The sequence below is a fragment of the Ancylobacter sp. GW821-FHT10E12 genome, assembly GCF_058809335.1.
The window spans coordinates 400644-425029 of the sequence record NZ_JBXASN010000001.1; the positions used below are offsets into that span (position 1 = coordinate 400644).

General features: G+C 68.4%; 21 protein-coding genes. 16 read left to right on the forward strand and 5 right to left on the reverse strand.

Features of this window, described 5'->3' with window-relative positions; genetic code table 11:
* The first annotated feature begins 22 nt into the window (after window positions 1–22).
* Window positions 23–2461, forward strand: a complete 2439-nt coding sequence (locus tag AC1RU4_RS01970) for a penicillin-binding protein 1A (protein ID WP_492889304.1) — start codon at window positions 23–25, stop codon at window positions 2459–2461.
* Window positions 2462–2468: 7 nt separating this feature from the next.
* On the opposite strand, the gene AC1RU4_RS01975 is transcribed toward AC1RU4_RS01970, so the two are convergent.
* Window positions 2469–3083 (reverse strand): glutathione S-transferase family protein, encoded by a 615-nt coding sequence (locus AC1RU4_RS01975; RefSeq protein WP_492889305.1) that lies wholly within the window; start codon window positions 3081–3083, stop codon window positions 2469–2471.
* A gap of 217 nt (window positions 3084–3300) precedes the next feature.
* On the opposite strand from AC1RU4_RS01975, the gene AC1RU4_RS01980 reads away from it, so the two are divergent.
* The gene (locus AC1RU4_RS01980; RefSeq protein ID WP_492889306.1) at window positions 3301–3810 is read left to right on the forward strand and encodes an Lrp/AsnC family transcriptional regulator; all 510 of its coding nucleotides are present in this window, start codon (window positions 3301–3303) and stop codon (window positions 3808–3810) included.
* 101 nt (window positions 3811–3911) lie between these two features.
* A complete protein-coding gene (gene prfB / locus AC1RU4_RS01985) occupies window positions 3912–5042 on the forward strand; it encodes a peptide chain release factor 2 (RefSeq protein WP_492889307.1) in 1131 nt (376 codons plus the stop codon).
* A gap of 42 nt (window positions 5043–5084) precedes the next feature.
* On the opposite strand, the gene bcp is transcribed toward prfB, so the two are convergent.
* Complete coding sequence (gene bcp, locus AC1RU4_RS01990) at window positions 5085–5552, reverse strand: thioredoxin-dependent thiol peroxidase (RefSeq protein ID WP_492889308.1); 468 nt, start codon at window positions 5550–5552, stop codon at window positions 5085–5087.
* A gap of 160 nt (window positions 5553–5712) precedes the next feature.
* Here bcp and AC1RU4_RS01995 point away from each other — a divergent pair, with 160 nt between their 5' ends.
* The gene (locus AC1RU4_RS01995) at window positions 5713–9291 is read left to right on the forward strand and encodes a YhdP family protein (protein WP_492889309.1); all 3579 of its coding nucleotides are present in this window, start codon (window positions 5713–5715) and stop codon (window positions 9289–9291) included.
* Window positions 9292–9496: 205 nt separating this feature from the next.
* On the opposite strand, the gene tyrS is transcribed toward AC1RU4_RS01995, so the two are convergent.
* A complete protein-coding gene (gene tyrS, locus AC1RU4_RS02000; protein ID WP_492889310.1) occupies window positions 9497–10753 on the reverse strand; it encodes a tyrosine--tRNA ligase in 1257 nt (418 codons plus the stop codon).
* Between the two features lie 102 nt (window positions 10754–10855).
* On the opposite strand from tyrS, the gene AC1RU4_RS02005 reads away from it, so the two are divergent.
* Both AC1RU4_RS02005 and AC1RU4_RS02010 read left to right on the forward strand, forming a co-directional pair.
* Window positions 10856–12004, forward strand: a complete 1149-nt coding sequence (locus AC1RU4_RS02005; protein WP_492889311.1) for an anhydro-N-acetylmuramic acid kinase — start codon at window positions 10856–10858, stop codon at window positions 12002–12004.
* Between the two features lie 230 nt (window positions 12005–12234).
* A complete protein-coding gene (locus AC1RU4_RS02010; protein WP_492889312.1) occupies window positions 12235–12600 on the forward strand; it encodes a hypothetical protein in 366 nt (121 codons plus the stop codon).
* 110 nt (window positions 12601–12710) lie between these two features.
* Here the strand turns inward: AC1RU4_RS02010 and AC1RU4_RS02015 are convergent, their stop codons facing one another.
* A complete protein-coding gene (locus AC1RU4_RS02015; protein WP_492889313.1) occupies window positions 12711–13376 on the reverse strand; it encodes an alpha/beta hydrolase in 666 nt (221 codons plus the stop codon).
* 343 nt (window positions 13377–13719) lie between these two features.
* On the opposite strand from AC1RU4_RS02015, the gene AC1RU4_RS02020 reads away from it, so the two are divergent.
* The 10 genes from AC1RU4_RS02020 to AC1RU4_RS02065 all read left to right on the forward strand — a co-directional run bounded on the left by AC1RU4_RS02020 (window position 13720) and on the right by AC1RU4_RS02065 (window position 22634).
* The gene (locus tag AC1RU4_RS02020) at window positions 13720–14889 is read left to right on the forward strand and encodes a cysteine desulfurase family protein (RefSeq protein WP_492889314.1); all 1170 of its coding nucleotides are present in this window, start codon (window positions 13720–13722) and stop codon (window positions 14887–14889) included.
* A gap of 143 nt (window positions 14890–15032) precedes the next feature.
* Window positions 15033–16511 (forward strand): Fe-S cluster assembly protein SufB, encoded by a 1479-nt coding sequence (sufB, locus tag AC1RU4_RS02025; protein WP_492889315.1) that lies wholly within the window; start codon window positions 15033–15035, stop codon window positions 16509–16511.
* Between the two features lie 119 nt (window positions 16512–16630).
* Window positions 16631–17389, forward strand: a complete 759-nt coding sequence (gene sufC / locus AC1RU4_RS02030; RefSeq protein WP_492889316.1) for a Fe-S cluster assembly ATPase SufC — start codon at window positions 16631–16633, stop codon at window positions 17387–17389.
* A gap of 10 nt (window positions 17390–17399) precedes the next feature.
* On the forward strand, window positions 17400–18716 hold the full coding sequence (gene sufD / locus AC1RU4_RS02035) for a Fe-S cluster assembly protein SufD (protein ID WP_492889417.1): 1317 nt from the start codon (window positions 17400–17402) through the stop codon (window positions 18714–18716).
* Between the two features lie 138 nt (window positions 18717–18854).
* Window positions 18855–20102, forward strand: coding sequence for an aminotransferase class V-fold PLP-dependent enzyme (locus tag AC1RU4_RS02040; RefSeq protein WP_492889317.1), 1248 nt, complete (start codon window positions 18855–18857; stop codon window positions 20100–20102).
* A complete protein-coding gene (locus AC1RU4_RS02045; RefSeq protein ID WP_492889318.1) occupies window positions 20099–20473 on the forward strand; it encodes an SUF system Fe-S cluster assembly protein in 375 nt (124 codons plus the stop codon). The genes AC1RU4_RS02040 and AC1RU4_RS02045 overlap by 4 nt, the downstream gene beginning before the upstream one ends.
* 5 nt (window positions 20474–20478) lie before the next feature.
* Window positions 20479–20907 carry a VOC family protein gene (locus AC1RU4_RS02050; protein ID WP_492889319.1) on the forward strand — a complete coding sequence of 143 codons (429 nt, stop codon included), beginning with the start codon at window positions 20479–20481 and terminating at the stop codon, window positions 20905–20907.
* 116 nt (window positions 20908–21023) lie between these two features.
* Complete coding sequence (sufA, locus tag AC1RU4_RS02055; RefSeq protein ID WP_492889320.1) at window positions 21024–21410, forward strand: Fe-S cluster assembly scaffold SufA; 387 nt, start codon at window positions 21024–21026, stop codon at window positions 21408–21410.
* A gap of 8 nt (window positions 21411–21418) precedes the next feature.
* Entirely contained in the window at window positions 21419–21781 is a 363-nt protein-coding gene (locus AC1RU4_RS02060) for a TfoX/Sxy family protein (RefSeq protein ID WP_492889321.1), read from the forward strand.
* A 67-nt stretch (window positions 21782–21848) separates the two neighbouring features.
* On the forward strand, window positions 21849–22634 hold the full coding sequence (locus AC1RU4_RS02065; RefSeq protein WP_492889322.1) for a mechanosensitive ion channel family protein: 786 nt from the start codon (window positions 21849–21851) through the stop codon (window positions 22632–22634).
* A gap of 15 nt (window positions 22635–22649) precedes the next feature.
* Here the strand turns inward: AC1RU4_RS02065 and AC1RU4_RS02070 are convergent, their stop codons facing one another.
* Window positions 22650–24233 carry a DEAD/DEAH box helicase gene (locus AC1RU4_RS02070; protein WP_492889323.1) on the reverse strand — a complete coding sequence of 528 codons (1584 nt, stop codon included), beginning with the start codon at window positions 24231–24233 and terminating at the stop codon, window positions 22650–22652.
* Window positions 24234–24386: the final 153 nt, after the last annotated feature.

The following is a 24386-nucleotide window of genomic DNA, read 5'->3' on the forward strand; positions in this document are numbered from 1 at the left end:
CAGCTTACGGGGTCACGGCCGAATGCGGCTGCTTTTGCGGTTCCTGGGATTTCTGTTCGCGTTCGGCACCATCCTCTTCGTGATCGGCGGTGCCGTGGCGGGCTATTTCGTCTGGAAGTTCTCCCAGGACCTTCCCGATTACTCGCAGCTGCAGAACTACGAACCGCCGGTGATGACGCGCATCCACGCGACCGACGGCTCGCTGCTGGCCGAATATGCCAAGGAGCGCCGGCTCTACCTGCCGATCCAGAACATCCCCAAGCGGGTGATCGACGCCTTCCTCGCCGCCGAGGACAAGAATTTCTATTCGCATGGCGGCATCGACATCACCGGCATCGGCCGCGCCGCCTACGCCTTCGCGCAGAATTACGGCTCCGGCCGCCGCCCGCAGGGTGCCTCCACCATCACCCAGCAGGTGGCGAAGAACTTCCTGCTGACCAACGAGGTGTCGATCGACCGCAAGATCAAGGAGGCGCTGCTCGCCCTGCGCATGGAGCGCGCCTATTCCAAGGAGAAGATCCTCGAGCTCTATCTCAACGAGATCTATCTCGGCATCGGCTCCTATGGCGTCGCCGCCGCCTCGCTGCTCTATTTCGACAAGTCGGTGAACGAGCTCACCGTCGCCGAGGCCGCCTATCTCGCCGCCTTGCCCAAGGGGCCGAACAATTACCACCCGTTCCGCCGCCACGACGCCGCCGTCGAGCGCCGCAACTGGGTAATCGACCGCATGGCCGAGAACGGCTTCGTCACCCAGGACGAGGCCGACAAGGCCAAGGCGAGCGACCTCTCGGTCACCGTGCGCCCGACCGGCGCGCATATCTTCTCGGCCGAATATTTCGCCGAGGAAGTGCGCCGCGAGATCTTCGAGCGCTATGGCGAGGACAAGCTCTATGGCGGCGGCCTGTCGGTGCGCACCACGCTCAACCCGAAATTCCAGCAGATCGCCAAGAAGGCGCTGCTGGACGGCCTGACCCGCTATGACGAGCAGCGCGGCTATCGCGGGGCGATCACCGGCATCGAGATTTCCGGCGACTGGGGCGCCCGGCTCGCCGACGTGCGCGCCTTCAACGACATTCCCTGGCGCCTCGCCGTGGTGCTGGAAGCCAATGCCGACATGGCGCGCATCGGCCTGCAGCCGCAGCGCGACCGTTCCGGCGTGCTCGGCACCCAGCGCGAGGTCGGGCTGATCAACTCCGACGGGGTGAAATGGGCGCTGCGCGGCAAGAAGGGCGGCGTCGCCGGCGTGCTCAAGCCGGGCGACGTGGTCTATGTCGAGCCGGTCGACGGCAAGCTGGACCAGTGGCGCCTGCGCCAGCAGCCGAAGATCGAGGGCGCGCTCGTCGCCATGGACCCGTGGACCGGCCGCGTGCTCGCGCTGGTCGGCGGCTTCTCCTTCGACGAGAGCCAGTTCAACCGGGCGACGCAGGCGCAGCGGCAGCCCGGCTCGTCGTTCAAGCCCTTCGTCTACGCCTCCGCGATCGACAACGGCTACACGCCGTCGAGCATCGTTCTCGACGCGCCGTTCGAGCTCAACCAGGCCGGGCAGGCGACGTGGCGGCCGGAGAACTATTCCGGCAAGTTCTACGGCCCGCAGACCTTGCGCTTCGGCCTCGAACAGTCGCGCAACGTGATGACGGTGCGGCTCGCCAACGACCTCGGCATGCCGACCATCGTCGACTACGCCAAGCGCTTCGGCATCTACGACAACCTGCTGCCGGTGCTGGCCATGTCGCTCGGCGCCGGCGAGACCACGGTGATGCGCATGGCCGGCGGCTATTCGATGTTCGCCAATGGCGGGCGCCGCATCAAGCCGACGCTGATCGACCGCATCCAGGACCGCTACGGCAAGACCATCTACAAGCATGACGAGCGCGAGTGCCGCGGCTGCGACGCCGCGCAGTGGCAGGACCAGCCGGAGCCGACGCTGGTCGACCGGCGCGAGCAGGCGCTCGACCCGATGACCGCCTACCAGATGGTCTCGATGATGGAAGGCGTGGTCCAGCGCGGCACCGGCACGGCGCTGAAGGAGCTCGGCAAGCCGATCGCCGGCAAGACCGGCACCACCAACGAGGAGAAGGACGCCTGGTTCGTCGGCTTCACCCCGGACATGGTGGTGGCGGTGTATCTCGGCTTCGACACGCCCAAGCCGATGGGCAAGGGCTCGACCGGCGGCCTGATCGCCGCCCCCGTGGTGCGCGACTTCATGAAGGTGGCGCTGGCCGACCGCCCGGCGGTGCCGTTCCGCGTGCCGCCGGGCATCAAGCTGATCCGCATCAACCCGAAGAGCGGCCTGCGCGCCGGACCGGGCGAGAACTCGATCCTCGAGGCCTTCAAGCCGGGCACGGCGCCGCCGGACAGCTATTCGATCATCGGCGCCACCGATGCCAGCGGCCGGCCGACCACGGTGACGCCGGATGCCGACCGCGCCATCGGCAATAGCGGCACCGGCGGGCTGTACTGACGCGCGATCACTCGATCGGCGTCCCGACGAATGCCGGCAGCGCCTCGGCGCGCGCGGTGAGCCGCGTGAGTGCCGGGCAGGCGTCGGCGGCCAGCGCGTCCGGCAGCATGTAGCGCGTGAAGCTCAACGTCACCGCCGCGGTGATGTCCGCCTGCATCGGCCGCTCGCCGAGCAGCCAGTCCTCGCCCGGGCCGATTTCCGCTTCCAGCAGCCGGTAGGCGGCGGCGAGCTGGCCGCGCACCCGCTCCAGCCACGGCTCGTGGCGGCGCTCGGCCGGGCGCAGCTCGTGCTCATAGACGATCTGCACCGTCTTCTCGCAGGCGGCGAGCGAGAGGCCGATGAGGCGCTGGGCGCGGGCATGGGCCTTGATCCCGGTCGGCGCCAGCGACAGCGCCGGGTCGGCGAGGCGCTCGGCATGTTCGAGGATGAGCGTCGAATCCATCAGCGCCACGCCGTCGTCGGTGACCAGCGTCGGCGCCTTCACCACCGGGTTGATCGCCGCGAAGGCGTCGAAATGCCGGAACACCGAGACCGGCTCGTGGGTGAAGGGCAGGCGCAGCAGCTTGAGCGAGATGGCGACGCGCCGGACATAGGGCGAATCGAGCATGCCGATGAGGCGCATGGGAAGGCTCCGTGAGGGCGGGCTTTTCGCCCGCGCGTGCAGGAATGCAGGAATGCGGACGTGCAGGAATGGTGGACGTGCAGGAATGCGGATTGTCGGTCCGCCCGCGCAGCATGGCAAAACCCGGTCGCCGGTGACATGCTGATCCATCGGCGAAAGCGGAGATCGGCTTATGGATTCAAGGCGAATGGACGTGAGGCGGGCTGATTCCAGGCGGGTGGATTCGAGACATGAGCGCATTCCCGGCTTCCGTCCCGCCGCCACGGCCCTCGACGAGCGCGACCTCGACATCGTGGAGGCGCTGCAGGAGGACGGGCGGCTGTCGCTTTCCGAGCTCGGCCGGCGCATCGGCCTGTCGCAGCCGGCGGTGTCGGAGCGGGTGAAGCGGCTGGAGGAGCGCGGCGTCATCGCCGGCTATGGCGCCCGCATCGATCTCGCCGCCGTCGGCCTGCGCATGACCGCGATCATCCGGCTGAAGACGACGCACGAGCATATCCGCGCCTGCCTCGCCGCCTTCGAGGACCTGCCCTATATCGTCGAGGTGCACCGGGTGACCGGCGCCGACTGCTTCGTGCTGAAGGCGATCGTGCCGACGCCGGAGCATCTGGCGCTGATCGTCGACGCCATCGGCCGCTTCGGCGAGGTGACGACCTCGCTGGTGCTGCGCTCGGAACCTGCGAGGCCGATCTCGCGCGAATTGATGGCGGCGGCGCGGGGACATTTCTGATCGGCCGTCCGCATCGACGGGACGGCCCGCCGGCGCCGGTTTACACGCCGGGCCAACCTCTCTATTTTCCGCCGCCTTCCATCTGTTCGAGAGTGTTCAACATGCGCGCCGACCTCGCCGCGAGCGTCGACGAAATTCGGGAAGCTGCCAATCTTCTGCGGCAGCACATCGATTTCGACCGTTCCAAAGCCCGTCTCGCGGAGCTGAACGCCCTCGCCGAAGATCCGAATCTGTGGAACGATCCCGAGCGCGCGCAGAAGCTGATGCAGGAGCGCGGCACGCTGGAGGATGGGCTCGGCGCCATCGAGCGCATCAATCGCGAGCTCGCCGACAATGTCGAGCTGATCGAGCTCGGCGAGATGGAGGGCGACGAGGGCATCGTCGCCGAGGCCGCCTCGTCCCTCGTCAAGCTCAAGGCGGAGGTGGCGCGCCGGCAGCTGGAAGCGCTGCTTTCCGGCGAGGCGGACGCCAATGACAGCTATCTCGAAGTCCATGCCGGCGCCGGCGGCACCGACAGCCAGGACTGGGCGCTGATGCTGCTGCGCATGTATACCCGCTGGGCGGAGCGGCGCGGCTTCAAGGTCGAGCTGATCGAGGAATCCGCCGGTGAAACCGCGGGTCTCAAGTCGGCGACCATCCTGGTCAAGGGCCACAATGCCTATGGCTGGATGAAGACCGAGGGCGGCGTGCACCGGCTGGTGCGCATCTCGCCCTTCGATTCGAACGCGCGGCGCCAGACCTCCTTCGCCAGCGTCGACGTCTACCCGGTGATCGACGACCGCATCGTGGTCGACATCAAGGAAAGCGACCTGCGCATCGACACGATGCGTTCGGGCGGCGCCGGCGGCCAGCACGTCAACAAGACCGAATCGGCGGTGCGCTTCACCCATATCCCCACCGGCATCGCCGTGGTGGCGCAGGGCGACCGCTCGCAGCACAAGAACCGCGCCACCGCGTGGGAGATGCTGCGCGCCAAGCTCTACGAGATGGAGCTGAAGAAGCGCGAGGCGCAGGCCGCCGCCGACCAGGCCGCCAAGACCGATATCGGCTGGGGCCACCAGATCCGCTCCTATGTCCTCCAGCCCTACCAACTGGTGAAGGACCTGCGCACCGGCGTCACCTCCGGCACGCCGCAGGAAGTGCTGGACGGCGATCTCGACCCGTTCATGGAAGCCGCGCTCGCCCAGCGTGCCTATGGCGGCGGCCCGGCAAGCGTCGACGATGTCGACTAGACCGGCATTCCATTGATTGCCCGCCGCGCGCAGGCCGGGCGCTCAGAGCGTCCGGGCCACCGCGAGCACCTCGTCGGCATGGCCGGCCACCTTCACGTTGGGCCACACCCTGGCGATGCGGCCTTCCGCGTCGATCAGCAGCGTCGTGCGCACCACGCCCATGAATGTGCGGCCATACATGCTCTTCTCCGCCCACACGCCATAGGCGGCGAGCATGTCGTGCGTCTCGTCGCCCGCCAGCGGGAAGCCGAGCTCCTGCCTGGCACGGAATTTCGCCAGCGCCCGGACCGGATCCGCCGAGACGCCCAGCACCGCGGTGCCCGCCTTGTCGAAATCCGGGAGCAGGCGGTTGAAATCGTTCGCCTCCAGGGTGCAGCCCTCGGTGCCGGCCTTGGGATAGAAATACAGCACCAGCTTGCGGCCGCGGAAGTCGGCGAGGCTGACGTTTTTGCCGTCGGCATCGGGCAATGAGAAGCCGGGAGCAGACTGTCCCGCAGCGATTATGGTCACTTGCCTTCCTTTCGTCAGCTTTTGCGGCGATGCCGCGTGTCGTCCGCCCGCTTCTACGACAATACCGCTTCATAGATTTGGCCACAGACAAGAAACAGACAGGATGTCGCGGTAGACCCCACGTGGGGACTATCATGGCATTCGGAGATTCGGGCTGTAGATGAGCGACACGACGACGCGCAGGGCCGGCGGTGGCCGCGCCGGCCCGGGGAAACGCCCGCGGCTGAGGCGGGTTGCGCGTGTCTGCGAGGCGCCCCGCCGCCGGCGTCGCTGGCTGCGCGTGTGCGGCTGGTCGCTGGGCGGGGCGGTCGGCTTGGCCGTCGCCGCGGTCCTCGTCGTCTATGTGCTGTTCTCCACCGGCCTGGTGACGGTGAACATCGCCCGCCCCTATGTCGAGCGTGCGCTCGAAGAGCGGCTCGGCGCCGGCCGCACGGTGGAGATCGGCGAGATCATCTCCGAGCGCGTTGCCGAAGGCGGCATGGCGCTGCGGGTCAGCAACATCGTGGTGCGCGACGAGACCGGCGACGTCATCGCCACCGCTCCGCAGGCGGAGATCGTGCTGCAGGACCGCTGGATGCCGTGGATGGCGGGGCCCAAGCGGGTCGACCTGATCGGCGTCAAGCTGCAGGTGTGGATCAATGCCGAGGGCGAGCTCGCGGTCTCCACCGGCGAGAACGCCAAGCCGATCCATGCGCCGGCCCCCGGCCACACGGCGGCGGCCTCGCAACCGGCTGCTGCTCCGGTGACGGCCTCGGCCCCGGCCGCGCCAGCCGGCTCCACGCCGGTCGCCGCCGCGCCGGCGGCCGTGGCTCCGGCGGCCGTGGCGCCGCCGATCGGGCCGGTCCGCCTCGCCAGCCTGGCGGCGCTGGCCGACAGCCTCGACCGCGGCGGGCTCGACGGCGGCGAACTCTCCGATATCGGCCTGAAGGACGGCACGCTGATCCTGCGCAGCGAGGTCAGCGGGCACACCTGGAGCTTCGACGACATCGACATCAGCCTGTCGCGGCCGGCGGCCGGCGGCCTCAGCTTCAACCTGCGCTCCGGCGGCGCCGACGGCCCGTGGTCGGCGCAGGCGACCATCGCCCCGCTGGTCGACGGGCGGCGCGACATCGACGTCGCCGTGCGCGACCTCTCCCCGCGCGACCTGATGGTCGCCGCCGGCATGGCCGACGCGGAGGTGATCGCCACCTCGCCGCTGTCCGGCGGGATTCATGCGCAGATCGACGCCAATGGCGAGCTTGTCGGCAGTTCCGGCCGGCTGCTGGTGGGCGCCGGCGAGCTCCAGCTCGGCAAGGACGATCTCGGCCGCATGATCCTCGACGAGGTGACGCTGGATTTCGCCTTCGATCCGCAGGCCCGCATCGTCGCCATCAAGCCGCTCGCCATCCATGCCGGCCCGCTCGATCTCGAAGTCGCCGCCGACCTGAAGCTGCCGGACACGGCGGACGGGACATGGACGCTGCACGCCACCAAGGCGCATGGCAGCCTCGGCGGCGGCGGTCCGTTCTCGGAGAAGGAACCGCCCTTCGTGGCGCAGTCCATCGCGCTCGACATCAGCTACGATCCGAAGGCCCGGAGCCTGTCCATCGACACCGGCAAGGTCAGCGGCCCGCAGGGCGACATCATGATCGGCGGCGGCTTCGATCTCGATGGCGCGGAGCCGACCTTGCGGCTCAACGTCTCGACCACGCCGATGTCGGCGACCTCGTTGAAGCGCATGTGGCCGGTGCTCGCCGCGCCGGACGTGCGGCGCTGGGTGTATGACCATGTGATTTCCGGCGACGTCAGTCGCGCCGAGATCGCGCTCGCGGCGCCGATGTCCTCGATCGGCAACAAGGACAATCCGCTGCCGGACGACAAGCTGCGCATCGACATCGTCGGCAGCAACGGCGTGTTCCGTCCGCTCACCGAGCTGCCCCCGCTCACCGGCGCCGACATCACCCTGCACGTCACCGGCCGGGCCGCCCATGTGGTGGCGAGCAAGGCCGGGCTGCAAACCCCGGCCGGGCGCAAGCTGACCCTGACCGAGGGCGTGTTCGACGTGCCGGACACGGTGCCGAAGAATCCGACCGCCAAGATCCGCCTCGCGCTGGAAGGCTCCGCCGCCGCCATGGCGGAGCTTGCCGGCATGCCGCCGCTGCGCAGCCACACCGCCTCGCCGCTCGACCCGGCGACGGTGTCGGGCGATTTCAAGGGCGTGGCGCAGATCAGCGCGCGGCTGTCGGACAACATCAAGCCCGAGGATGTCGATTTCGCCTTCGAGGCCGACCTCACCGACTTCTCCGCCGACAAGATACTGCTCGACCGCAAGCTCGACGACGCCACCATCCGCGTCTTCCTGACGCCGCAGGCGAGCGTCTTCCGCGGCGAGGGCAAGCTCGGCGGCGCGCCGGCCAGCTTCGAGTATACGCGGCCGACAAAGGGCGACGCCTCCTTCGCGGCGGCGGTGGTGCTCGACCAGGCGGCGCGCGACAAGCTCGACATCGATCTCGCCGGCCTCGCCGGCACCGTCGGCGTCAAGCTCAACGGCACCGTCGGCGCCAATGGCAAGGTGGCGGCCGATGTCGATGTCGATCTCGGCGGCGCCCGCCTCGCCGAGCTGGTGCCCGGCTGGTCGAAGCCGGCGGGAAAGCCGGCGCGGCTGACCGCCAAGCTCAACATGACCGGCAACGGCACGCGGCTCGACGACCTCGTGGTCGCCGGCTCGGGCGTCAACATACGCGGCTCGGTGACGCTCGATGCCAAGGGCCTGCCGTTGAGCGCCGACCTGCCCACCTTCCAGCTTTCCGACGGCGACAAGGCGAGCGTGAAGGTCGACCAGGCCGGCGGCGTGGTGAAGATCACCGTGCGCGGCGAGGTGATCGAGGCCCGCGCCTTCCTGAAGAACCTGCTGGAGGCCCCGATCGCCGGCAATTCCGGCCAGGCCAAGCCGGTGGATCTCGACCTCGACGTCAATCTCAACGTCGTGGTCGGCAATAATGGCGAGGCGATGCGCGAGGCGGTGCTGAAGCTGTCGCGGCGCGACGGGGCGCTGCGCAGCTTCTCGCTGGGCGCGCTGGTCGGGCGCGGCGGCGGCGTCACCGGCCAGTTGATGAACGTGAGCGGCGGCAGCCGGGTGCTGCGGCTGGCAACCACCGATGCCGGCGCGCTGCTGCGCTTCATCAATTTCTATTCGCGCATCTATGGCGGCGATCTGTGGCTGGACATCGATCCGCCGACCGGCGACGGCACGCCGCAGAACGGCGTCATCAACATGCGCGACTTCACCGTGCGCGGCGAGCCGGGGCTCGACCGGCTGATCGCCGCCGCGCCGACCACCGGCGCCGACGGCCGCCCGCAGCCGGGCTCGGCGGTGACCTTCCGCAAGCTGCAGGTGAACTTCACCCGCTCGGCCGAGCAGCTCGCCATCCGCGAGGGCGTGGTGTGGGGGCCCTCGATCGGCTCGACCTTCGACGGCTCGCTCGACTATGCGCGCGACCGCATCTCGGTGCAGGGCACCTATGTGCCGGCCTATGGGCTGAACAACCTGTTCAGCCGGCTGCCGGTGCTGGGCTTCTTCCTGGGCGGCGGGCCGAACGAGGGGCTGGTGGGCGTGACCTACGAGATCGTCGGACCGCTGAGCGGCCCGACGCTGCGGGTGAACCCGATCTCGGCGGTGGCGCCGGGCTTCCTGCGCAAGATCTTCGAATACCGCCAGGCGCCCGACCCGACGCCGCCGGCGCTGGTGCCGACGCGGTGAGGGGCTGAGCGCTCCATCCCCCCATCTTCTTCCCTCATCCCCGGACTTGATCCGGGGATCCCGCTTCGAGCAGCCGTGGCGGCGGAAGCATGGATGACCGGGTCAAGCCCGGGCATGAGGGGGCATGAAGGCAGCGCCCATGGTGAAAGCCGGTCCCGGCCCTGCAGCTTCGCCTTCGGCCGGGCCGACGGCAGCCGGCTGAGTCTCACACCGGGCGCAGCAGGACGTGCTTCTTCTTGCCGAAAGACAGCTTGACCACGCCTTCCGGCGTCAGGTCGCGGGCGCTCACCACCGCCTTGTCGTCGGTGACGACGGCGTCGTTCACCTTCAGCCCGCCGCTCCTGATCTGCCGGCGGGCCTCGCCATTGGAGGCGACGAGGCCGGTCTTCTCGGCGAAGGCGTTGAGCACGCCGATGCCGGCCTCAAGCTCGGCGACCGGCAGCTCGACGGTGGGCAGGTCGGCGGCGAGCCCGCCTTCCTCGAAGGTCTTGCGCGCCGTCTCGGCCGCGGCCTCGGCCGCCGCGCGGCCGTGCAGCATGGCGGTGATCTCGGTGGCGAGGATCTTCTTGACCTCGTTGATCTCCGAGCCGGCGAGCGTGGAGAGCCGGGCGATCTCGTCCATCGGCAGCGTGGTGTAGAGCTTGAGGAAGCGCGAGACGTCGTCGTCCTCGGTGTTGCGCCAGTACTGCCAGAACTCGTAGGCGCCGAGCATGTCGGCGTTGAGCCACACCGCGCCGTTGACCGACTTGCCCATCTTGGCGCCCGAGGCGGTGGTCAGCAGCGGCGAGGTCAGCGCGTAGAGCTGCCTGGTGCCCATGCGGTGGCCGAGATCGATGCCGTTGACGATGTTGCCCCACTGGTCGGAGCCGCCCATCTGCAGCCGGCAGTCATAGCGCTTGGCCAGCTCGACGAAGTCGTAGGCCTGCAGGATCATGTAGTTGAATTCGAGGAAGGACAGCGACTGCTCGCGCTCCAGCCGCGTCTTCACGCTGTCGAAGGACAGCATGCGGTTGACCGAGAAATGCCGGCCGACGTCGCGCAGGAATTCGAGATAGTTCAGCGAGCGCAGCCATTCGGCATTGTTGATCATCATGGCGCCCTGCGGGCCGTCGCCATAGCTGAGATAGTTGGAGAACACGCGCTTGATCGAGGCGATGTTGGCCTCGATGGTGTCGAGCGTCATCAGCTGGCGCGCCTCGTCCTTGAAGGACGGATCGCCGACCATGCCGGTGCCGCCGCCCATCAGCGAGATCGGCCGGTGGCCGGTCGCCTGCATCCAGTGCAGCATCATGATCTGGATCAGGCCGCCGGCATGCAGGCTCGGCGCGGTGGGGTCGAAGCCGATATAGGCGGTGACGGTTTCCGTGGCGAACAGCTTGTCGAGCCCTTCCGGGTCCGAGATCTGGTGGACGAAGCCGCGCTCGGTGAGGGTGCGCAGGAAGTCGGAACGGAACGTCGTCATGTCTGGCCTGCCGGCATCAACGCCATATAAAGGATCGGGCGGCTCATGTAGCAGCTTCGTGGCGCGCATGCACCCCGAGGCAGCGAGATGCGAGGGAGCGGGATGGCCGAAACGGTGAAGGCGATCGGGCTGATGAGCGGCACCTCGCTCGACGGCGTCGACGTGGCGCTGATCGAGACCGATGGAGAGGACGTCGCGGCCTTCGGGCCGTCCGCCACCTATCCCTACCGGCCGGAGGATCGTGCGCTGCTGGTGCGGGCGATCGAGGATGCCAAGCCGCTGGCCCGGCGCGACGAGCGCCCCGGCGCGCTCGCCAGGGCCGAGGCGATGCTCACCGCCCGCCATGCCGAGGCGGTGGCGCGGTTCATTGCCGTCCATCCCGAGGCGGCGGAGGCGCAGGTGGTCGGCTTTCACGGCCAGACGGTGCTGCACCGGCCGGAGATCGCCCTCACGGTGCAGATCGGCGACGGGCCGGTCCTGGCGCGCGCGCTGCGTACCGCCGGGCTGAAGCCGGGCGCTCGGCTAGTCTACGACCTGCGTGCCGCCGATGTCGCGGCGGGCGGGCAGGGCGCGCCGCTGGTGCCGGTGTATCACCGGGCGCTCGCGCGCAGGCTGGGGCTGCCCATGCCGCTACTGGTGCTCAATCTCGGCGGCGTCGCCAACGTCACCTATGTCGATGGCGAGGCCGACCCGATTGCCTTCGACACCGGCCCGGCCAATGCGCTGGTCGACGACTTCATGAACGAGCGCACCGGCCGGCCGGTCGATGGCGACGGTGCCGCCGCCGCCGCGGGGCGCGTGGACGAGGCGGCGCTGGCACGGCTGCTGGCGCACCCGTTCTTTTCGGCGCCGCCGCCGAAATCGCTCGACCGCAACGACTTCAAGGCCTTCGTCACCGAGCATGCCGGCCTGCCGGCCAAGAGCACCGAGGATGGCGCGGCGACGCTCACCGCGCTAAGTGCCGCCACGGTGGCGGCGGCCTTGAAGCTGCTGCCGCGCCGGCCGCGCGCGGTGGTGGCGGCGGGCGGCGGGGCGCATAACCCGACCTTGCTCGCCATGCTCGCCGAGCGGCTTGGCATGGCGGTGATGTCGGCGGACGAACTCGGCCTGTCGTCGGATGCGGTGGAGGCGCAGGCCTTCGCCTTCCTGGCGGTGCGCTCGCTGCGCGGCCTGCCGCTGAGCTTTCCCACCACGACAGGCATCCCGGCGCCGATGACCGGCGGGGTGATCCTCCCGTCCGCGGCTCGCTGAGCGGTTTGCGAGGCGAGGTTTCGGTTTGAAGCAAAGCTGAAGCGTTCATTCAATAAAATTGAATTAGAAGTCGCGGATTCCCCAGTATTCCTGAAACGCATTGGTGCGATGCGAAAACGTATGATGCGGCGCACAATAATTTGCTTATCTTGAGGGCTCCCGGAAGTCCGGCTCGCCAGGCAGGCAGCTTCTGATCAACACGCCTGGACAGAAACTTTGGAGCAATCGAGATGCGCAGCCTCTCCCGTGACATTCTGCCCCTCGCCTTGGCGGGGAGCCTCATCGCCATCGCCATCATCGCCCCGGTCCGTGCCTCCGAGAAGGCCGGCCTGCGTCCCGCCACCGCGCAGACGATCAATATCGGCTATGTCCGCGGCGTCGCCTATTACACCCCGCAGGAAGACGGCTATCACGTCGTCGCCACGCTGAGCGTCGCCGACGGGGCGCCGATCCGCGTCGCTGCCACGCTGCAGCCGGAGCAGGCCGTGAGCTTCTCCGTTCCGGGCCCCGAGGGCGCCACCGCCAGCATGGTCGAAATCTCGCGCCACGGCGACGGCGTGACGGTGACCAACCCGGCCCGCCTCGTGCTCAACTGAGCTCGCCGGCTGCCAAAAGAAAAAGCCCGGCGGTTCCGCCGGGCTTTTCATGTGTCGGGACGGCAGGCCGTTCGGGGCCGTGTTGCCCCTGAGGCCGCGCTTTCGCCGGTTCAGGCCGCGCTTTCGCTCTTGCGGGTCTCGGGCAGGCGCTTGTCGAGATAGGTGCCGATCAGCTCGGTCAGTTCTTCGGTCTTGTTGTCGAAGAAATGGTTGGCGCCCGGCACGGTCTGCTGCTCGATGATGATGCCCTTCTGGGTCTTCAGCTTCTCGACCAGCGTGTTCACCGCCGAGAACGGCACCACCGCGTCCTTGTCGCCATGCACGAACAGGCCCGAGGACGGGCAGGGCGCGAGGAAGGAGAAGTCGTAGAGATTGGCCGGCGCGGCCACCGAGATGAAGCCTTCCACCTCCGGGCGGCGCATCAGCAGCTGCATGCCGATCCAGGCACCGAACGAGAAGCCGGCGATCCAGCAGGCACGCGCATCCGGGTTGATCGACTGCGCCCAGTCGAGCGCGGCGGCGGCGTCGGCGAGCTCGCCCTGGCCGTGGTCGAACGAGCCCTGGCTACGCCCGACGCCGCGGAAATTGAAGCGCAGCGTCGAGAAGCCCCGGTTCACGAACTGGTAGTAGAGATTGTAGACGACCGGATTGTTCATCGTGCCCCCGAATTGCGGGTGCGGGTGCAGGATGATGGCAATCGGCGCGTGTCGCGTCTTGGCCGGCTGGTAACGTCCTTCCAGACGTCCTTTTTCGCCGGTGAAAATAACCTCGGGCATGAAGCGTGTGACCCTAGAAGCGGGCGGCCAGGCCGTCCTGCGCGGAGAAACGACGAGGACGAATGTCCACCGTTTCAATTCCCCTGCATGTGTACATAATACCGAGGGCGACTTGACGACATAGGGAGCGATCCCTAATTTGTTAGAATAATTCTAATATTCTACAAGAAGTTGCAAACCAAGGCCATGCAACCAGTGTCGGCGTCGTCCTGCGGATTGTGCGGAGCCGAACCTATGAATGAGATGGGCTTGTTTTGCAAGCATATCGAACGTGCCGCAGCAAAAGCGGCCGTCCATCCCCATATAGGCGGATGAACGGACTGAACCACCGATACGGGCCGCGATGAACGAACGCACCTATCTCGATCACAATGCCACCGCACCGGTTCGGCCGGAAGCGGCCGAGGCGCTCGTCGCCGCGCTGGCCGCCACCGGCAATGCTTCGGCGATCCATGGCGAGGGAAGGGCGACGCGGACACGTATCGAGGAGGCGCGGGCGGAGGTGGCGGCGCTGGTCGGCGGCGACGCGCGGGGTGTCGTCTTCACGGCCGGCGGCACCGAGGCCGATACGCTCGCCTTGACGCCCGACTACCAGCGCGGCGGCGAGCCCGCGAGCTGCGACGTGCTGATCATCAGCGCCGTCGAGCATGCGGCGGTGCTGCGCGGCCATCGCTTTCCCGCCGGGCGGGTGGAGATCCTGCCGGTGGACGCGCGCGGCCGGGTACGGCTCGACGCGCTCGACAGCGCGCTCGCGATCCATGCCGATGCCGGACGGCGGGCACTGGTGTCGCTGATGCTCGCCAATAACGAGACCGGGGTGATCCAGCCGGTGGCGGATGCGGCGCGGCGCGCCCATGCCCATGGCGCGCTGGTCCATACCGATGCGGTGCAGGCGGCCGGGCGCATCCGCGTCGACATCGCCGAGCTCGGAGTCGATCTGGTGTCGATCTCCGCCCACAAGATCGGCGGCGCGCCGGGCTCGGGGGCGCTGGTCATGGCCGATCCCGATCTGCGGCCCGCGCCGGTCTTTGCCGGCGGCGGCCAGCAGCGGGGCCTGCGGGCCGGCAGCGAGAACGCACCCTCCATCGCCGCCTTCGGGATGGCGGCGCGCAGCGCGCGCCTGGCGCTCGACGGTGAGATCGAGCGCATCGGCGGCTTGCGCGAACGGCTCGAAAGCGCTCTAAGGTGCGAGTTCCCGGAGCTGGTGCTGCTGGTCGGCGACGTCGATCGCCTGCCCAACACCTCGTGCTTCGCCCTGCCGGGCGTGCCGGCGGAGACCATCGTGATCGCGCTCGATCTCGCCGGGCTGTCGGTGAGCGCGGGAGCGGCCTGCTCGTCGGGCAAGGTCGGGCCGTCGCACGTGCTCGCCGCGATGGGCGTGCCGGAGCGCATCGCCCGTTCGGCGATGCGGCTGTCCTATGGATGGTCGAGCGGGGAAGAGGATGTTGACCGGGCGCTCGGCGTGTTCCGCCGCGTGTTGCCGGGCCTTTTGCGTCGCGCACGGGCGGCCTGAGGGGGTTTTTCCGCCGAGGCGCCGCGTTGGTGCCGAGGCGCAAGCAGTGCGGGGCCGCGTGCATGGCCTCGCTGACGTGTCGAGACGTGACGTGTTGACCTGACCCGCGGGCCTTGACCCCGCGTGGGAGAGGAGATGAGACGATGCCGGCCGTACAGGAGACAGTGGAGCAGGTCCGCTCCATCGACGTCGATCAGTACAAATACGGGTTTTTCACCGACATCGAGTCGGACAAGGCCCCGAAGGGACTGGACGAGAGCACCGTCCGCTTCATCTCGGCGAAGAAGAACGAGCCGGAATGGATGCTGGAATGGCGGCTCGACGCCTTCCGCCGCTGGCAGACCATGCGCGAGCCGGACTGGGCGCGGGTGAGCTATCCGGCGATCCCCTATCAGGACCTCTATTACTATTCCGCCCCGAAGCAGAAGGCCGGGCCGACGTCGATCGACGAGATCGACCCGGAGATCCTCGCCACCTATGAGAAGCTCGGCATCCCGCTGCGCGAGCGCGACGCGCTGCTCGGCATCGAATCGACCGGCGGCAGCAAGGTCGCGGTGGACGCGGTGTTCGATTCGGTCTCGGTGGCGACCACCTTCAAGGAAGAGCTCTCCAGGGCCGGCGTCATCTTCATGCCGATCTCCGAGGCGATCCGCGAATATCCCGAGCTGGTGAGGAAATATCTCGGCTCGGTCGTACCCGTGACCGACAATTTCTTCGCCACGCTGAATTCGGCGGTGTTCTCCGACGGCTCCTTCGTCTACGTGCCGAAGGGCGTGCGCTGCCCGATGGAGCTCTCCACCTATTTCCGCATCAACGAGCGCAATACCGGCCAGTTCGAGCGCACGCTGATCATCGCCGACGAAGGCGCCTATGTGAGCTATCTCGAAGGCTGTACCGCGCCGATGCGCGACGAGAACCAGCTTCACGCCGCCGTTGTCGAGCTGGTGGCGCTGGCGGACGCGGAGATCAAGTACTCCACCGTCCAGAACTGGTATCCCGGCGACAAGGACGGCAAGGGCGGCATCTTCAACTTCGTCACCAAGCGCGGCGACTGCCGCGGCGACCGCTCGAAGATCTCCTGGACGCAGGTGGAGACCGGCTCGGCCATCACCTGGAAATATCCGAGCTGCATCCTGCGAGGCGACAATTCGCAGGGCGAGTTCTACTCGATCGCCATCTCGAACGGCCGCCAGCAGGTCGATAGCGGCACCAAGATGATCCATCTCGGCAAGAACACGTCGAGCCGGATCATCTCCAAGGGCATCGCGGCGGGGCATTCCGACAACACCTATCGCGGCCTCGTCTCGGCCCACCGCAAGGCCACCGGCGCGCGCAACTTCACCAATTGCGACAGCCTGCTGATCGGCGACCAGTGCGGGGCGCATACCGTGCCCTATATCGAGAGCAAGAACTCCAGCGCCCAGTTCGAGCACGAGGCCACCACCTCGAAGATCTCCGACGACCAGCTGTTCTATTGCCGCCAGCGCGGCCTCGATCCCGAGGAGGCCACGGCGCTGATCGTCAACGGCTTCGTCAAGGACGTGCTGCAGCAGCTGCCGATGGAGTTCGCGGTCGAGGCGCAGAAGCTGATCTCGGTGAGCCTCGAAGGCTCGGTGGGCTGACGGCCCGCTTTCCACGTCCCGGCCGATGACCGGGACGTCCGCCCCTCAACAGCCTTTGGCGCGCCCGGTCCCGACGACCCGGACGCCGCGCCCCAGAACACGGAACGAACGAAATGGCCATGCTCGACATTGAAAACCTCCACGCCAAGATCGAGGGCGAGGAGGGTCGCGAGATCCTCAAGGGTCTGTCGCTCCAGGTGAATCCCGGCGAAGTGCACGCCATCATGGGTCCGAACGGCTCCGGCAAGTCGACGCTTTCCTACATCCTGGCCGGTAAGGACGATTACGAGGTCACCGAGGGCTCGGTCACGCTCGACGGCGAGGACCTCTTGGAGATGGAAATCGACGAGCGCGCCGCCAAGGGCGTGTTCCTCGCCTTCCAGTACCCGATCGAGGTGCCCGGCGTCGCCACCATGACCTTCCTGCGCTCGGCGCTGAACGCCCAGCGCAAGAAGCGCGGCGAGGAGGAGGTCTCCACCCCGGACTTCCTGCGCCTCGTGAAGGCCCGGGCCGCCGGCCTCGGCATCAGCACCGACATGCTCAAGCGCGGCGTGAATGTCGGCTTCTCCGGCGGCGAGAAGAAGCGCATGGAAATCCTGCAGATGGCCATTCTGGAGCCGAAGATCTGCATCCTCGACGAGACCGATTCCGGCCTCGACATCGACGCGCTGAAGATCGTGTCGGAGGGCGTCAACGCCCTGCGGTCGCCCGACCGCGGCATGATCGTCATCACCCACTATCAGCGGCTGCTGAACCATATCGTGCCGGACTTCGTCCATGTGATGAACAACGGCCGCATCGTGCGTTCCGGCGGCAAGGAACTGGCGCTGGAGCTCGAAGCCAATGGCTATGCCGAGTACCAGCAGGACGCGGCGTGAGGTGAACGAGATGAATGCCGACATCCGTCCCATCCGCACCGCGGCCGAGCAGGGGCTCATCGCGGCGCTGGCGCATCTGCCGGCCGTCGGCGGCGAGCGCATCGCCGAGCTGCGCCATGCCGCCGCGCGGGCCTTCAACGACAACGGCCTTCCCCATCGCCGGGTGGAGGAGTGGAAATATACCGACCTGCGCATGCTGATGCGCGAGGCGGTGCCGGTCGCCACCCCGGCGGCGCTGGCGCAGGCCGAGGCGGGCGCCCGCCTGTTCGCTCAGGCCGGTGCGCGCCGCATCGTCGTCGCCAATGGCGCGGTGGTGCCGGAGCTTTCCGACCTCGCCGATCTGGAGCCCGGCCTGTCCATCGTGCCGATCGCCCGGGCGCTGGCCGCCGGCGATGCGCGGCTCGCCCGGCTCGGCTCGCTGGAGCCCGGCCGCTACGACGCGGCGCTGGCGCTCAACACCGCCCTCGCCGCCGATGGCGTGCTGGTCGACGTGGCGCCGGGTTCGGTGGTCGAGCGGCCGGTGCATATCGCCCATGTCTTCGCCGGCGATACGGCGGCGGCGAGCTTCGCGCGCAACCTCGTCATGGTCGGCGCCGGCGCCCGCCTCACCTATGCCGAGAGCTTCGAGGGGCCGGAAGGCCTCGCCTACCAGGTCAACAGCGCCACCGAATTCGTGGTGGAGGACGAGGCGGTCCTCGATGTCGTGCGGCTGCAGCAGGATGCGGGCTCCGCCATCCACCTGTCGACGCTGCTGTTCGAGGTCGGCGCCCGCGTGAAGCTGAGCAGCTTCACCTTCACATCCGGCGCCGGCGTCTCGCGCACCTCGCTCTATGCCCGCCTGCAGGGCGAGGACAGCGCAGTGTCCTTCAATGGCGCGGTGCTGCTCAAGGGCCGCCAGCATGCGGATTCGACGCTGTTCGTCGATCACGCGGTGCCGGGCTGCGAGAGCCGCGAATTGTTCAAGCATGTGCTCGACGATTCCTCGCGCGGCGTGTTCCAGGGCAAGATCGTGGTGCGCCAGCCGGCACAGAAGACCGACGGCCGGATGATGAGCCGCGCCCTCGTCCTCGGCGACGACGCCGAGATGGACAACAAGCCGGAGCTGGAGATCTTCGCCGACGACGTCGCCTGCGGCCATGGCGCCACCTGCGGCGCCATCGACGACGACCTGCTGTTCTACCTGCGCGCCCGCGGCATCCCGCTGAAGGAAGCGCAGAGCCTGCTGGTGCAGGCCTTCGTCGGCGAGGCGATCGAGACCGTGGCGCATGACGAGCTGCGCGATGCGCTGGTCGAATGCGCCGAGACCTGGCTGAAGGCGCGGGGCTGAGGCGCCGCGAACCAAGCCGTCATCCCGGACGCGGCCTCGCCGCGCTCCGGGATCGCTCTCCGCAGGGGCCGGCGTTCGGCCCATGATTCCCGGCACCGCGCAGCGCCCCGGCCGGATGACGCATTGGAAGGTCGCGACATGACCACTCTCCATCCCGCCGTCGCCAACGGCACTTATGACGTCGCCCGGGTGCGGCAGGATTTCCCGATCCTGTCCAAGCAGGTCTACGGCAAGCCGCTGGTCTATCTCGACAACGGCGCCTCGGCGCAGAAGCCGGTCCAGGTGCTGGACCGCATGCGCTACGCCTATGAGAACGAATATTCCAACGTCCATCGCGGCATGCACTTCCTCGCCAATGCGATGACGGAAGCCTATGAGCAGGCGCGCGAACGGGTGCGCTCCTTCCTCAATGCCGGCTCGCTGGACGAGGTGATCTTCACCCGCTCGGTCACCGGCGCGCTCAATCTGGTGGCTTCCTCGCTCGGCCAGTCGATCGGCGAGGGCGACGAGATCGTGCTTTCGATCATGGAGCACCATTCCAACATCGTGCCGTGGAACTACCTGCGCGAGCGCAAGGGCGCGGTGATCAAGTGGGTGCCGGTGCGGGAGGACGGCTCGTTCGACCTCGAGGCGTTCAAGGAGCTGCTCACCGAACGCACCCGGGTCGTTTCCGTCACCCATATGTCGAACGTGCTCGGCACGGTGACGCCGATCAAGGAGATCGCCCGGCTGGCGCATGAGGCCGGCGCGCTGGTGGTGGTCGACGGTGCGCAGTCGGCGGTGCACATGCCGGTCGACGTGCAGGATCTCGGCATCGATTTCTACGGTATCACCGGCCACAAGCTGTATGGGCCGACCGGCATCGGCGCGCTCTACGGCAAGCGGGCGCTGCTGGAGAAGCTGCCGCCCTACGAAGGCGGCGGCGAGATGATCCGCACCGTCACCGAGACCGGCGTCACCTATGGCGAGCCGCCGCACCGCTTCGAGGCCGGCACCCCGCCCATCGTGCAGGCCATCGGCCTCGGCGAGGCCCTGGTCTACATGGAGAGCCTGGGGCGCGAGCGCATCGCCGCCCACGAGGCCTCGCTTGCCGCCTATGCGCAGGAGCGGCTCTCGCGCATCAACTCGATCACCATCTATGGCAACGCGCCGGGCAAGGGCGCCATCTTCGCCTTCGACGTGAAGGGCGCGCACCCGCACGACATCGCGACCATCATCGACCGTGCCGGCGTCGCCGTGCGGGCCGGCACCCATTGCGCAATGCCGCTTCTCGGGCGATATGGTGTAACAGCGACGTGCCGGGCGTCGTTCGCGCTGTACAACACGCATGAGGAGGTCGACCGGCTGGCCGACGCCCTCATCAAGGCTCAGGACCTGTTCGCATGAGCGACACATTTTCTGCCGACGCGCCGAACGTGCCGGCCATCGAATCGCAGATCCCGCAGGAAGAGCTGGATCGGCTGACCGACGACATCGTCACGGCGCTGAAGACGGTCTACGATCCCGAGATTCCGGTCGACATCTACGAGCTCGGCCTGATCTACAAGGTCGATATCACCGATGATCGCCAGGTCATGGTCGACATGACGCTGACCACGCCGAACTGCCCCTCCGCCGCCGAGCTGCCCGGCATGGTGGAAGGCGCGGTGGCGAGCGTCGGCGGAATCTCCGGCGTCAACGTCAACCTCACCTTCGACCCGCCTTGGGATCAGGGCCGGATGTCGGAAGAGGCACGGCTCGCCCTGAACCTGTGGTGACCGCCGTGCCGGCATCCGTCGCGCCGCCGATCTCCGGCGTGCTGGAGACCGGCCTCTATGTCGACGACATCGCACGGGCGCGCACCTTCTACGAGGGCGTGCTCGGCTTGAAGCCGATGGTCGCCGACGCGCGCTTCTGCGCCTACAATGCCGGCCCGGCGAGCGTGCTGCTGCTGTTCAGGCGCGGCGAGACGCTGGAGCCGGTGTCGATGCCCGGCGGCACCATTCCGCCGCATGACGGGCACGGGCCGCTGCACTACGCGCTGGCGATACCGGCCGACGCGCTGGAGGCGTGGCGCGCGCATCTGGAGGGCGCGGGCATCGACGTCGAGAGCCGCGTCGTCTGGAAGGGCGGCGGCGTCAGCCTGTATTTCCGCGACCCGGACGGCCATCTCGTCGAGCTGGCGACGCCGGGTCTGTGGCCGAACTACTGAGCCCGCGGCGCATGGCGGGACTGCGGTCGCGGCCCTTGCCTGCCGCCGCCGGATCACCCATCTTAACCGTGCCGATCCGCCGGCCTTGAACCGGCGTCGATGTGGAGACGACAGACATGGCCGATATCCGTTCCCGCCCCCCCGTCATGCGGCTCACCGATGCCGCCGCCGCCCGCGTGCGCGCGCTCATGGAGCGCAGCGACAAGCAGGCGGCCGGCCTGCGCGTCGGCATCAAGAATGGCGGCTGCGCCGGCATGGAATACACGATGGAATTCGCCGACGAGCCCGGCCGCTTCGACGAGGTGGTCGAGGACAAGGGCGCGCGGGTGATCATCGACCCGAAGGCGATCCTGTATCTGCTCGGCACCGAGATGGACTACAAGGTCGACAAGATGTCGGCGCAGTTCGTGTTCAACAACCCGAACCAGACCTCGGCCTGCGGCTGCGGCGAGTCGGTCGCCATCACCCCGGCCAAGCCCGAGGCGGTCGGCGCCAGCGCCTGAGCGCGCCGGTGGACGCCGAGACCATCGCGGAACTGTTCGCCGCTTTCGGCCCGGTGCGCGTCAAGCGCATGTTCGGCGGACAGGGTGTTTTTGCCGATGGGCTGATGTTCGCGCTGACCGTCCATGGCAGCCTGTATTTCAAGGCTGATTCCGCGCTGGCGGCGCGGCTGGAGGGCGAGGGTTCGGCGCCCTTCACCTATGAGGCGCGCGGTCGCAGCGTCTCGCTCGGCTACTGGTCCGCGCCGGAGCCGGCGCTTGACGATCCCGAAGCGCTCGCCGAGATCGCCCGTGCCGCGCTTGCCGTTGCCCGCCGGGCGGCGCTGTCGAAGCCGGCCTCGAAGACGCGCCGCGGCTCCATTTCGACCAATTGATGCCGCGCCGCGGTGAACCCTTGGCGCCGTTGCCCGTTACCCCTGTCTCGGCAACAGGGAGCACGGCATGGATCTCGACCGCATCAATCTCGAAAGTCTCGGCAATCTCCTCGTCCTCTACGGGCTGAACATCCTCTACGCGCTCGGGCTGATCATCATCGGCTGGTGGGTGGCGGGCCTCATCGAGCGGATGGTGCTGCGGGCGCTCGGTGCCACCCATCGCGTCGACGTGACGGTGTCCGGCTTCTTCGCCAGCATTGCCCGCTATGCGGTTCTGGTGTTCGTCGGCGTGGCGGTGCTGCAGCGCTTCGGCATCCAGACCACCAGCATCATCGCCGTGCTGGGCGCGACGTCGCTCGCCATCGGCCTCGCCCTGCAGGGCACGCTGTCGAACCTGGCCGCGGGGGTGATGCTGCTGCTGTTCCGCCCGTTCCGGCTCGGCGACGGCGTCGAGGTGGCGGGGGTGGCCGGCACGGTGAAGGGGCTGTCGCTGTTCACCACCGAACTCGCCTCCGGGGCGAATGTCCAGGTGCTCATCCCCAACGCCAAGGTGTGGGGATCGAACATCGTCAACAACTCCGCCTATGGCACGCGGCGCTTCGACGTGACGCTGGAACTGCCCGGCGCGGGCGACGCCGAGGCGGCGATGGCGGAGGCGGTGGATTTCCTGAAGGCCGATACGCGCGTGCTCGCCGAGCCGGGCCCGTCGGCGGCGGTGTCGAAGCTGCTGCTCGACCGGGTGGAGATCACGGTGTCCGCCTGGACCCATGCCGGCGATGCCGGCGCGGTGAGGGCGGCTTTGATCCGCCATCTGCGCGCCCGGCCGGCGACGGCGGAGAATCCCGCCGCCTGACGGTTCGAGAGGCGCTCAGCTCGCCTTGACGCGCACCGGGCGCAGCAGGAAGGCCGGGAGGTGCGAGGTGTCGGCCGGCTCGTCCTGATGCGACGAGCGCCGCTCCTCGCCGTGGCGCACCGAGGTCGGCGTCACCGGGGCGCGGGTCGGCGTGGCGGCCGCACGGGCAGGGGACTTCGCCGGCTGGCCGGCCGGGGCTTCCGCCGCCGACTTGCTGCGGCGGGACGGGCGGGCGGCGACGGGTGCCGGGGCGGCGACCTCCTCGGCCTCGACCGCCGCCGGTACCGGAGCGGTGCCGTCGCGGCGGCGGGCCGGGCGGGCGCCGCGGCGCTCGCCGCGGTCGCTGGCGCCACGATCGCCGGCGCCGCGTTCCCCGCGCTCGCTGCCACCGCGTTCGCCACTTCCCTTGCGCTCGCTACGTTCGCCGCGGCCGGCGGGCCGGGCGCTGCGCGCTTCGCGCGGCGGGGCGTCGCCGAGAGGCTCGCCCTGCCATTCGATGGGACGGCCGATCAGCTTCTCGATGGCGGCCAGCGACTTGACGTCGGCATGGGTCACCATGGTGAAGGCGGCACCGGCGCGGCCGGCGCGGCCGGTACGGCCGATGCGGTGCACATAGTCCTCGGCATGGTGCGGCGTGTCGAAATTGAACACATGGCTCACCGCCGGGATGTCGAGGCCGCGCGCGGCGACGTCGGAAGCGACCAGCAGGGTCGCCTCGCCGGTGCGGAACTGGTCGAGCGCATTCATGCGGGAGCGCTGGTCCATGTCGCCGTGCAGGCACACGGCCTTGTAGCCGTGCCGCAGCAGCGACTTGTGCACCACCGCGACTTCGCTCTTGCGGTTGCAGAAGATGATGCCATTCTGCAGGTTCTCGGCGGTGTCGATGAGGCGGCGCAGCGTCTCGCGCTTCTCGAAATCCTCACGCCCGCTCGCGACCAGCATCTGGGTGATGGTGGAGGCGGTGGAGGACGGCCGCGAGGCCTCGATCTGCACCGGATTGGACAGGAACTGCGCGACCAGCCGCTGGATTTCCGGCGGCATGGTGGCGGAGAAGAACAGCGTCTGCCGGGTGAAGGGCACCAGCTTGCAGACGCGCTCGATGTCGGGGATGAAGCCCATGTCCAGCATGCGGTCGGCCTCGTCGATGACGAGGATCTCGATGCCGGAGAGCAGCAGCCGCCCGCGCTCGACATGGTCGAGCAGGCGGCCGGGGGTGGCGATCAGCACGTCGACGCCGCGCACCAGCTTGGCGTCCTGGTCGCCGAAGGAGACGCCGCCGATCAGCAGCGCGACGTTCAGCTTGTGGTTCTTGCCGTAGCGGACGAAGTTCTCCTCCACCTGCGCCGCCAGTTCGCGGGTCGGTTCGAGGATCAGCGTGCGCGGCATGCGGGCCCGGGCGCGTCCCTGCTCGAGCAGCGTCAGCATCGGCAGGGTGAAGGCAGCGGTCTTGCCGGTGCCAGTCTGGGCGAGGCCCAGCACATCGCGGCGGGCGAGCACATGCGGAATGGCCTGCGCCTGGATCGGCGTCGGTTCCGTGTAGCCCGTATCGGCGACGGCCGAGAGCACTTTGTCGCTCAGGCCCAGTTCGTTGAAATGCATCTAGGGTCAATTCTGCGGCAGCGCACCGCTCACCTGCATCCCCCGAGCCGTAACCGGGGACGGGCTGCATCGTCTTCGCGCGGAGCGCATCTGTCGGATTAAGTCAGACGATGCAGCGCAACATAGGGGCAATGCTCGGAAAGTCAACGGTTT

What these genes read in the sequence shown, in the direction of transcription:
- AC1RU4_RS02065 (WP_492889322.1), top strand. Translation starts at nt 21,849, where the DNA reads ATGGATCTCGACCGCATCAATCTCGAAAGTCTCGGCAATCTCCTCGTC.
- AC1RU4_RS02010 (WP_492889312.1), top strand. Translation starts at nt 12,235, where the DNA reads ATGCGCAGCCTCTCCCGTGACATTCTGCCCCTCGCCTTGGCGGGGAGC.
- sufB (WP_492889315.1), top strand. Translation starts at nt 15,033, where the DNA reads ATGCCGGCCGTACAGGAGACAGTGGAGCAGGTCCGCTCCATCGACGTC.
- AC1RU4_RS02005 (WP_492889311.1), top strand. Translation starts at nt 10,856, where the DNA reads ATGGCCGAAACGGTGAAGGCGATCGGGCTGATGAGCGGCACCTCGCTC.
- prfB (WP_492889307.1), top strand. Translation starts at nt 3,912, where the DNA reads ATGCGCGCCGACCTCGCCGCGAGCGTCGACGAAATTCGGGAAGCTGCC.
- AC1RU4_RS02070 (WP_492889323.1), bottom strand. Translation starts at nt 24,233, where the DNA reads ATGCATTTCAACGAACTGGGCCTGAGCGACAAAGTGCTCTCGGCCGTC.
- tyrS (WP_492889310.1), bottom strand. Translation starts at nt 10,753, where the DNA reads ATGACGACGTTCCGTTCCGACTTCCTGCGCACCCTCACCGAGCGCGGC.
- AC1RU4_RS02040 (WP_492889317.1), top strand. Translation starts at nt 18,855, where the DNA reads ATGACCACTCTCCATCCCGCCGTCGCCAACGGCACTTATGACGTCGCC.
- sufD (WP_492889417.1), top strand. Translation starts at nt 17,400, where the DNA reads ATGAATGCCGACATCCGTCCCATCCGCACCGCGGCCGAGCAGGGGCTC.
- sufC (WP_492889316.1), top strand. Translation starts at nt 16,631, where the DNA reads ATGCTCGACATTGAAAACCTCCACGCCAAGATCGAGGGCGAGGAGGGT.
- AC1RU4_RS01995 (WP_492889309.1), top strand. Translation starts at nt 5,713, where the DNA reads ATGAGCGACACGACGACGCGCAGGGCCGGCGGTGGCCGCGCCGGCCCG.
- AC1RU4_RS02015 (WP_492889313.1), bottom strand. Translation starts at nt 13,376, where the DNA reads ATGCCCGAGGTTATTTTCACCGGCGAAAAAGGACGTCTGGAAGGACGT.
- sufA (WP_492889320.1), top strand. Translation starts at nt 21,024, where the DNA reads ATGGCCGATATCCGTTCCCGCCCCCCCGTCATGCGGCTCACCGATGCC.
- AC1RU4_RS02020 (WP_492889314.1), top strand. Translation starts at nt 13,720, where the DNA reads ATGAACGAACGCACCTATCTCGATCACAATGCCACCGCACCGGTTCGG.
- AC1RU4_RS02045 (WP_492889318.1), top strand. Translation starts at nt 20,099, where the DNA reads ATGAGCGACACATTTTCTGCCGACGCGCCGAACGTGCCGGCCATCGAA.
- AC1RU4_RS01970 (WP_492889304.1), top strand. Translation starts at nt 23, where the DNA reads ATGCGGCTGCTTTTGCGGTTCCTGGGATTTCTGTTCGCGTTCGGCACC.
- AC1RU4_RS01975 (WP_492889305.1), bottom strand. Translation starts at nt 3,083, where the DNA reads ATGCGCCTCATCGGCATGCTCGATTCGCCCTATGTCCGGCGCGTCGCC.